This window comes from Pseudomonas sp. GXM4 (genome assembly GCF_008923895.1).
Taxonomy (GTDB): Bacteria; Pseudomonadota; Gammaproteobacteria; order Pseudomonadales; family Pseudomonadaceae; genus Aquipseudomonas; species Aquipseudomonas atacamensis.
The window spans coordinates 1-8,530 of record NZ_WBRZ01000234.1; the positions used below are offsets into that span (position 1 = coordinate 1).

Genomic DNA, 8,530 nt, shown 5'->3' on the forward strand with positions numbered 1-8,530 from the left:
TGGATGAAGAAATCACCCTTGAGCATGATGGAGTCACTTACACCGCTTCCTACACTGTGCTTGGGGATACGTTGACGGTCTATTTACCGAATGGTGAAGAACGGTCGACAGAGTTGAGGGGCTTACCGGTTGAGTCGGCTGCGATGGTGCATCTGAAAAGTTATGCACGCTCACTTACGTCTAAAATCAGCTGACTAGTTTCAAATCATCGAAGAGCAATAACTTTTCCCAAGTCATGCATCGGTGTATCAAGCAGGCTATTTTGGAGCCACGGATTATGAAGGGGCCGCTTTGAATAAAACTCGAACGCCTGATGACACTCCGCCTTCGACCGCTAATGCAGAAGCTGAAATTCTCCAGGTTCTGCGAGATGCAAAGATACTCGCACGACGCTTTTACCAGCTTACCGGCAAGCCGTTAGGGGTCACTGGTGAAGTTGCTGAATATGAAGCAGCGACGAAACTAGGTCTGACCTTGCATTGCGCCAGACAGGCCGGTTATGACGCAACTGAAATTCAAGGTGAACATTTAAGCAGAATTCAAATTAAAGGACGCTGCATCGCCGACCCGGCGAGGCTTGCCGGTAGGTTGGGCTCCATCGATTTGACGAAGCCTTTCGACGCGGTCTTGTTAGTACTCCTTGATTCTGAATTCAATGCCTATGCTATGTATCAAGCTGATCGTGACGTGGTAGTTTCTGCACTGACGAAGCCTGGATCTGTAGCGAGGAACGTGCGAGGCGCACTAGCCCTTAGACAATTTATTAGCATCAGTGCGCTACGATGGCATCGAGAGTAGTGGCTTTGGACACTGGAACTCACTGTGGGCCTAAGCTTAGCCCGCCCTTAGGATTTGCGGAGATTGGGTCACACATAAACGGGTAAGGGCGAATTATGTGCTGGCCATTGATATCTACATATTCAATGAGCAAGCGGCAGTTATCGGCAAATCCGTAAATTTCTTTGAGCGGTATACTTCGCTGGTGCTCGACCGGCTTTGGAATAATATACCCAGTGGCTAAACCTCTGTAAGTATGACTTGGTTCCAACAGCTTGCCATCCAAATCGCTTTTCATAAGGTAGCTTGCTGAGTAACCTTCAGTTGTCAGGCCCTCGATTTTTACATTAGATAGAGTTGCAGCGCGGGAGCCCTCATTTGTAACCATAAACGCGACTTCACGGTTACTACCGTCAATGATCACGGACTGAATGATGGCAGTCTTTGGATCTGTAATCTTTTTTATGACCTCGGAAGAAAATATTGATGCAACCGTGAGGATCACGGTGAGCATAATCAAGGGGATTTTGATAAGGCGGCGCCAATCTTGCAGCACGGTGCAATGATGGCATCGCGTAGCGTTGATTTTTATCGATTCTTTGCACTCATCACATTGCTTCATCAGGTTCACTTTATGTTGATCCCAGATTGTAAAATATTACTCTTCAATCCATATAATCGAAGCTATTGGGGCGTTTACCCCATGGAGTGTAATAGTGATCCCCGTCCCAATAGCTAACACGCCCGCTTTCATCAACACTTCGCTTTGCACGAACCACCCCCTCTTCATTGAAGAACGTCATAGTGGATATGTCTAGGCGCGGAACTTCAGTTCCTCTAGTGCCATAGCCATCGTTAGATATCTCCCGATTCCCGATAGTTAACAGCAATGCTGCATGCCGGGTTTCCTTTATTACAACTGCATAACTATTGTGGATCATATTGTATCCCCACGTAGCGTGGACAATCCTCGCATCCGGATAATGTGCGAGCAGAGCAAGAAGGCGCTCAACTTTTTCCCGCTCAACAAGCGTTGACTTGTCTACTATGACACCGTCCGTTGCTTTTTCACACCATGAAACGATGTCGTCTTTTTGCGCAAGACGAAGCTCACCCGAAACTCGTGCTGCGAATTTATGTGCGGCCGGCCTGTAACTAGACGTCGTTACAAAAAGAGATTGGTGTGCACCTTCGGCTTTACTAGCTCCATAAAGCGCTTGAACTGGAACCAAATCAATTTTATTTTTTGGCGCGTATGTTTTTGCTTGAACCACGGTCAAGACATCGCCTATAGGGTTCCTTTGCCAAAGTCGTAAATCCACTCCTTCATCGGAACTGCCGGGACCAAGAAAAGCCTTATAACCATGGTTTTGGAAGATTCTGAATAATAATATTTCGAATTCGCGCCAATGCAACTTGTGCAGATCCTCTGGTCGCTTAGAGAAATGGCTAAAAAGCTCCTCATATACATCGCCAGTGTCTTCCACAAGCAGGCTACATACCCACTGCCAATGAAAATACTCTCTAAACTTTTCTGAGCGACCCTCGTCGGTAGCATAAATCCCTACCATAATAGAGTCCTCCTGCTCATACCAATAACCTAAGCCCTCCAAAAGAGCTGAAAATTCGGTATCCAGTTCGCTACAGGTTATGGAGTCTATTCCTCCATCAACATAAAACATTGTTACAATAGGTTCTTCAGACGGCTCGCATTGAAAGTGATCTAAGTGAGATTTGAAGCCGCAATCAAACCAAATGTCTAATTTTTCAGCCCACGCTTTTATTGAGTTGCGTATTAGAGTGATTTCATTTTCGACGTCTTCGTCCGTCCAATCACACGGCATGCTTTTCCTGTAATTATTCATGGTCGATGCCCTAGCTAGGAATTTACTGAATCATAGGGGACGTAGTGGCATATTGGTAGGATTAAGCTACTCTCCTGTGCACGTTCCTTGATAAGTCATTTTTCTAGACCTTAAGGCTCGAGGCGCCAATGCCGGTGGTAGCTATTAGGAGGTTGAAAAAAATCAATGCCTAGACCTGTAATCGAAAATATGAAGGTTTGGCCGCGCAACTTGAGCACCAGGCAAGGCGGAGGATTATCAACGTCACAGTATGGGGGAATGTCTACGTCCCAGTATGGAGGGATGTCTACGTCCCAGTACGGTGGGCTATCGACTTCCCAGTACGGTGGTATGTCTACCTCGCAATATGGAGGGCTATCGACGTCTCAATACGGCGGGCTATCTACGTCTCAGTACGGGGGGTTATCGACTTCCCAGTACGGTGGACTCTCCACTTCCCAGTATGGTGGGCTCTCCACCTCAGAAGGCGGCGGGATGTCAACTTCGTCAAGCAATGTCTACACCAGCAATATCCCCCCATGGCCTCATTTCGTGCGCGAACTAGAGGCTCGGGGATATCAAGCGCAGGCAGATCTCATACGTAGACATTTGCCTGACTTTTTATGGCCTGAAAACTTTTTCAATTAGGGTAAACGCCGCTGCCGGCGGCGCTTACATTTAGTTGGTGCCTAAGTTTTTGTTGTATCTGGTCAACTGGTCTTCCCCACCCACCCGAAAAATATTCGCCAAATAATCCAGCAACACCACCTCTTCACCATTGATCATCTGCCGCACGTACGTCGCTGAAAACGGCGTCTCATACTTCGTCGGGTCACGTGGTTTGTGCGTGCCCAACTGGTATTCCTTACCCGTGATGGTCATGGTCGTCACCAACGGCACCTCATTCACCAGCCCGCCGTTATTGAACACCTGCACGTTCGAGCGGCACTGCAACTGCACGCTCTTGAATGGGGTGACAAGTTTTCGCGCCGCTTCGGTGTAGAGGCTGTTCCAGGTGATCTTGCCTTCCAGCTTGTCGATGCCATCGGGCAGTTCGATCAGCCCGACCATGCCCAACCCCTGAAAGTCGCTCATAACGGTTTTGATCGTGCCCAAGTCGATCTCTTCGCATTTGCCGAAGAAGCTGGCGCCGTCCAGGTAGAGGTTGGCGTTGGAGATGCGGTGTGCGCTAAAGCCTGCCATTTACAGAGCCCCCAGGTTGACGAGGTAGTCGCCGGTGATTTCGGTTTCAAAGGTGCCGCGTTCGAACGGTGGCGGCACGCTGAGTTTGTAGTTGAACAGTGCGTGCCCCTGCGCCAGTTGGGTGCTGAGGTTGCGCGCCGGGTCGTACCAGCATTCGCCGCCGAGCAAGGCGCCTTCGCCGATGAGTTTGCGCAGGAACAGGTTGACGCTTTCGGTGACGCTGGTGATCAGCGCGGTGGTGATCGGCTGGTCGACGAATTGCAACGCGCTGTAGCGGATGGATTCGTCGACGACGTCTTTGGTGCGCCGCACGTTTTCGAAGTTGCGCAGGTGGGTGACGCTGGGCCATGCGGCGGTGCGATTGCCCCACAGGCGCAGGCCGGTGCCGAAGGCGTTGAAGACGGTGGTGATGCCGTTTTCGTTGAGCAGGTTGACTTCGCTGTTGGCGTCGTCGATGCGCGCGGTCAGTGGGCGCTCCAGGCCTATGACGCCGAGCAGCGGTTGGTTGGAGCTGCTCCACCAATAGCCCAGATCATGGTCGACTTTGGCGCGCAGGCCGGCGGCACGGATGGAGAGCGGTTGCAGGCGCTCGCCATTGGTGGGCGCGTCGTAGACCCTGACGTGCGGGTAGCACAGGCGTACGCGGTCACTGCTGGTGTTGAAGTTGATGTCTCCTGCCGGCCCGCGCCCGGCGAGCACTTGCTGGACGGTGGCGCCGATCGGTGCATCGACGTAAGCGACGCCGCCGACCTGGCCGGCCGCAACGGCCAGGGCCGCCGTGACTGCGCCCAACGTGCTGAAGCCCGGGGCGATGAAGATTTTCGGGAAGAAGCCCAACTGGTTGTAGCTGTCTTGAAAGGCGCTGAGGCCGGTGCGCCGACCCGCTGGGTTGAGGGTGCCGATAATGTCGGCAGGGGTGACTTTGCCCGGGTCGGTGTAGCTGTATTCGGCGTTGATGTGGGCATCGAGCGGGATGCTGCCGGTGGGCAGCCGTGTGACCTCGCCGCTGTGCAGCGACACGGTGTAATCAATGCCAACCTGGTAGGTTGCTGCGCCATCGACGGGGGTGAGTTTCAGGCTTTGCAGGTCGCCATGTTGCAGTTGCAGCGTGTTGTTGTCGGCGAACGATTTGAGCGATTCGGTGACGGTGCTGTGGTGAATGGCCGGGTCGAGCACGTTGACGACCAGCACGGTGCCGGCGCCAAAGTCATAGATGCCCTGCAAGGCTTCGGGAATGCTGTAGCCGGCCGTGTGCGGGCCGAACTGGGCGGCGTGGGTGTCGTTCAGGCACAGGGTCAGTTCGTTGATGGGCCCGGCGGGCGCTGTGCCGACCAAGGCGATGACGGCCGATTTGACGACGCGTATGGGGCGCGGGCCGCGTTCGACTTCGGTGGTTTCAATGCCGTGCAGGTAGTTGGCGGGCATGGGCGTCAGTCCTTGGCGAGGGATAGCGGCTTGGGCGTCTTGCCGGCCGGTCTGGATGGGGTGGGCAATGGTTGCAGGTGGTTGAGCGCCAACAGCACGCGGGTGTAGTCGTGGGCAGCGGGCAGCTCTACCGATTGGCCGGGGTGCAGTTGCACGTCCAGCGTTTCACGGTGTTCATTCAGGCGCAGGGTCACGCCGCTGGGCGGCCCGGTGTAGAGGTAGCGGGACAGGTTCATGGGCAGCCCTCGTAGGCTTGCAGTTGGGTGGCGCGGGTGGCGTAGTCCTGGGCGTATTGCCAGACGCCATTGCTGTGGCCGATGAAATGCTCGGCCAGCGGACGGCAGGCCTGGTCGGTGTGTGGCGGGCACCAACCGGTAAGGCTGGCGCGCAGGCGGTCGAGATAGCTGATCACGCCATCGGCGCCGTTGAGCTGACGAAAGATCAACGTCAGGCGCAGCACCAGCTGACGCGCCTGGAAGACCGCACCCGTGCTCTCGCTGTGGCCGAACGTGGATTTGCCGTAGGCCAGCAACACGGCGCCGCGTGGGTGGTTGAGGCGGTATAGCTGCGGATTTTCAGGGAAGCGCTCGACCAGCAGCTGTTGACCAAAACTGGCTTGCAGGCGATCGAGCATGGCGTCCATCAGTTGTTCGGTTTGGCTGTTGGTTGACGCGCTCATCGGTAACCCGCCCAGAGCTGGGCGCTGAAGTGCGGCGGACGTGCGCGCACGCGGATCTCACCGGGCTCCGGCACGGCGTGTCCCGTGGGCAGGCCGAGGGTGACGATGCCGTCGCGGATGCTTTCGAGCAGTTTGAGCGTGTCTTTGCGTGCGCTGATGACCGCGTCGGGCAAGGCACCTTCGGGGCGGCGCTGGTAGAGCCAGTGACGTGCCAGATAAATCACCGCATCGCGCAATACGGTGGGCACCGGATCGAGTGGCAGGTGGTAGCGGCCACGCAGGTAGCCGTCGACCAGTTCTTCGGCCTGGCGCACGCTGCTGGCGATAACCTGTTCGTCGGGCTGGCGCGCGCCCGGGTCGTCGTTGGACAGCTGCGTCAGGGTCATCAACGGAATGGCGTTGCCGAGGTCTTCGCGGGTGCAGTAGCGCATGGCTCAACCCGCCTTCAATTCGACCAGTGCTTCGGGGAACAAGCACAGGGCCAGCGGGTTGGCCTGGGCTTCGAGGTCCCAGCCTTTGCCCATTTTGCGCGGCTCGGCCTTGCTATAGAACGGCTGGCCGAGGGTGTTGACGGTTTCGTTGTAGTTGGCCGGCGCGTTGAACAGACGGAAGACACCGCGCGCTACCGGAAAGACCTGGGCGACGTCGGCCGGGATAAAGCGCTGGCCGCTGACGGTGACGTCGTATTCGATGAACTCAATGCCGCCGAAGGTGAAGCCCGAGCGCAGGTCGCCACCGAGCCGGTCTTGCGCTTCTTGATAGTGGGCGAAGGCTTCTTTGACTTTGGCGTGGTCGGTGAACGCGTCGAACCAGTCCGGCCCACAGAACGAGCGAAAGCCGGTGACCATGACGCCGCCGAGTTTGGATTCGGCGTGACGCTTGGCGTCGAGGCAGGCTTTACGCACATTGGTGCCGGCGCTGCTGAGGGCGACGGTGACGCTCTTTTGCTCGACGGCAAATTCATCGAACAGGTCGAACAGCACCGAGCCATCGGCGTCGAGCAGTTTGCCGCGCAGTGCGCCGACGCGCTGGAATTCGCGGGTAGTTTCGATGCTGTTTTTGAGGTCTTGCAGGTTGTCGTTGATGACAGTGGCCATGGGCGCGGTGGCGCTCTCCTGACCGAAGGCGGCGATGCCCTGCAATTGGCTGGGCAGCAGTGGCCGGCTGATGGGCAGGTGCAGGGTTTCGAAGGTGCGGCGCTTGCGTTTGTTGCCTTTGACCGGCGCGGGATCGTCGTTGCGTGAGGTGTTCGGCACCAGGACCAAACGGCCTTCGCGCTCATCGATGATGACGCTGGTGCTGGTGACGCCTTTTTCATCGAACAGGCCCATGGCGCCGACCTTGCCGGGAATGGCCGGGAGTTTGTTAACGGCGGCGGTCAGGTTGGCGACGGTGAAGAGGTCTTGCAGGTTCATGGGGTGGCTCCGTTAAAGGGTGACGCGGGCGACGATGCCAAGGGCATTGAGGTCGTCGAGGGAGGCGGTTTGTTGCGGCTCGGTGATGCCGGCGGGCCAGACCAGTTCTGCCCGCGCAATGACAGCACCCCGGGCGATGACCACGGCGGGCGCATCGCCGGCGCTGGCGTCGACGCGTTCGGCCAAGACAGCCACGGCTTTTTTCGCCGGCCCCGCACCGCTGGGGTCGAGGGCCTGGTACTTGTGGGCGACCTTGGCGAGCACTTGGCCCAGGGCGTAATCACTGCCGCCCAACAACGTGACGCGGTCTTTGCTCCACCCGGGGCTGACTTGCACCAGCAGCAAGTCGCCGAGGTCTTTGGGCTGGTTGAAAGTGGCCACAGTCATTGCCCCCGCTGGGTGCGGGCTTCGGCATCGGCCAGCAACGGGTTGGTGCTTTGCGAGGCGGTCTGGCCGGCGCGCTGCAAGGTGGCGACCTCGCTGAAGCTGATGGCGCCGGTGAGGTCTTTGAACAGGCTTTTGAGGCCATCGCTCAACGGCTGACGCTGCTCGCCCTCACCAAAGTGCAACGGCGTTGCACTGAGCTGCGCGGCATCAAGGGTGGCGATGACCACCGGCGCGTGCAGCGGCTTCATGCCTGCGGCAACGAGTTGCTCGGCGTAGGCGACGCTGGCGGTGTGGACGGCCTGCTGCACAGCAACACGTGCGGACTGGTCGCGTTGGGCGAGTTCGGTCTTCAGGCGCAGGTTCTCGGCCTGGAGGGTGTCTGTGTCGGGTGCCGTAATCGGCGTCGCTTGCGGAATAGGTTGAGGTGCCGGTGCTGGGGCGGCTGGCGCACCTTCGCTGAAGTGGATGACGCCAGGCTCTGCTTCGGCGAGCTCGATCGGGCGCAGGCCTTTGACCGCCGGCGGCTGGGCACCGAGGAAGCCCACGTGGCGCAGGTAGTAGACGCCGGGCACGGGGTTGTTAGGCGCGGTTGGGTGGTAGAAGGACGCGGAGATCTTTTTGTAGCTGCCGGCGGCCAGTTGCTCGGCGAAGGTGGGATCGATTTGTTGCGGGATGGCGATGAGGCCTTCGGCGGTGGCGCTGAGGGATTGGACCCAGCCGGCTGCGGGGGCGTCGTGTTTCGGGTGGCCGAGGACTAAGGGCGCGGCGTGGAGGGTGGGGTGGTAGGCGGCTACGGTGGC

The 8,530-nt window shown here is 57.4% G+C and carries 12 protein-coding genes; 2 read left to right on the forward strand and 10 right to left on the reverse strand.

The genetic code is table 11. The annotated features are described in order from the left end of the window. Together F8N49_RS28090 and F8N49_RS22025 are read left to right on the forward strand one after the other, a co-directional pair. Positions 1-194: hypothetical protein (locus F8N49_RS28090; protein ID WP_218574901.1), on the forward strand; the 194-nt coding region annotated here is incomplete at its 5' end. A 49-nt stretch (positions 195-243) separates the two neighbouring features. Beyond that, positions 244-798 (forward strand): hypothetical protein, encoded by a 555-nt coding sequence (locus F8N49_RS22025; RefSeq protein WP_256675490.1) that lies wholly within the window; start codon positions 244-246, stop codon positions 796-798. Positions 799-817: 19 nt separating this feature from the next. Here the strand turns inward: F8N49_RS22025 and F8N49_RS22030 are convergent, their stop codons facing one another. The 10 genes from F8N49_RS22030 to F8N49_RS22080 all read right to left on the reverse strand — a co-directional run. Further along, on the reverse strand, positions 818-1,408 hold the full coding sequence (locus F8N49_RS22030) for a hypothetical protein (RefSeq protein ID WP_151552552.1): 591 nt from the start codon (positions 1,406-1,408) through the stop codon (positions 818-820). Positions 1,409-1,442: 34 nt separating this feature from the next. Further along, positions 1,443-2,642, reverse strand: a complete 1,200-nt coding sequence (locus F8N49_RS22035) for a restriction endonuclease (protein WP_151552554.1) — start codon at positions 2,640-2,642, stop codon at positions 1,443-1,445. 657 nt (positions 2,643-3,299) lie between these two features. Next, positions 3,300-3,824, reverse strand: coding sequence for a phage major tail tube protein (locus tag F8N49_RS22045; RefSeq protein WP_151552558.1), 525 nt, complete (start codon positions 3,822-3,824; stop codon positions 3,300-3,302). Beyond that, entirely contained in the window at positions 3,825-5,249 is a 1,425-nt protein-coding gene (locus F8N49_RS22050; RefSeq protein ID WP_151552560.1) for a phage tail sheath subtilisin-like domain-containing protein, read from the reverse strand. Positions 5,250-5,254: 5 nt separating this feature from the next. Beyond that, on the reverse strand, positions 5,255-5,485 hold the full coding sequence (locus F8N49_RS22055; protein ID WP_122692016.1) for a hypothetical protein: 231 nt from the start codon (positions 5,483-5,485) through the stop codon (positions 5,255-5,257). Then, a complete protein-coding gene (locus F8N49_RS22060) occupies positions 5,482-5,928 on the reverse strand; it encodes a Gp37 family protein (RefSeq protein WP_122692017.1) in 447 nt (148 codons plus the stop codon). The genes F8N49_RS22055 and F8N49_RS22060 overlap by 4 nt, the downstream gene beginning before the upstream one ends. Beyond that, on the reverse strand, positions 5,925-6,359 hold the full coding sequence (locus tag F8N49_RS22065; RefSeq protein ID WP_122692018.1) for a gp436 family protein: 435 nt from the start codon (positions 6,357-6,359) through the stop codon (positions 5,925-5,927). The genes F8N49_RS22060 and F8N49_RS22065 overlap by 4 nt, the downstream gene beginning before the upstream one ends. A gap of 3 nt (positions 6,360-6,362) precedes the next feature. Continuing rightward, positions 6,363-7,343, reverse strand: a complete 981-nt coding sequence (locus F8N49_RS22070; RefSeq protein ID WP_151552562.1) for a major capsid protein — start codon at positions 7,341-7,343, stop codon at positions 6,363-6,365. A 12-nt stretch (positions 7,344-7,355) separates the two neighbouring features. Next, on the reverse strand, positions 7,356-7,730 hold the full coding sequence (locus tag F8N49_RS22075) for a head decoration protein (RefSeq protein ID WP_256675491.1): 375 nt from the start codon (positions 7,728-7,730) through the stop codon (positions 7,356-7,358). Further along, a partial coding sequence (locus F8N49_RS22080) for a phage protease (protein WP_151552564.1) occupies positions 7,727-8,530 on the reverse strand: 804 nt, incomplete at its 5' end. The genes F8N49_RS22080 and F8N49_RS22075, both read right to left, overlap by 4 nt.

Bases quoted from the DNA above. Each gene is read 5' to 3' on its own strand.
- F8N49_RS22070 (WP_151552562.1), bottom strand. From the start codon at position 7,343: ATGAACCTGCAAGACCTCTTCACCGTCGCCAACCTGACCGCCGCCGTT.
- F8N49_RS22050 (WP_151552560.1), bottom strand. From the start codon at position 5,249: ATGCCCGCCAACTACCTGCACGGCATTGAAACCACCGAAGTCGAACGC.
- F8N49_RS22060 (WP_122692017.1), bottom strand. From the start codon at position 5,928: ATGAGCGCGTCAACCAACAGCCAAACCGAACAACTGATGGACGCCATG.
- F8N49_RS22055 (WP_122692016.1), bottom strand. From the start codon at position 5,485: ATGAACCTGTCCCGCTACCTCTACACCGGGCCGCCCAGCGGCGTGACC.
- F8N49_RS22065 (WP_122692018.1), bottom strand. From the start codon at position 6,359: ATGCGCTACTGCACCCGCGAAGACCTCGGCAACGCCATTCCGTTGATG.
- F8N49_RS22075 (WP_256675491.1), bottom strand. From the start codon at position 7,730: ATGACTGTGGCCACTTTCAACCAGCCCAAAGACCTCGGCGACTTGCTG.
- F8N49_RS22045 (WP_151552558.1), bottom strand. From the start codon at position 3,824: ATGGCAGGCTTTAGCGCACACCGCATCTCCAACGCCAACCTCTACCTG.
- F8N49_RS22035 (WP_151552554.1), bottom strand. From the start codon at position 2,642: ATGAATAATTACAGGAAAAGCATGCCGTGTGATTGGACGGACGAAGAC.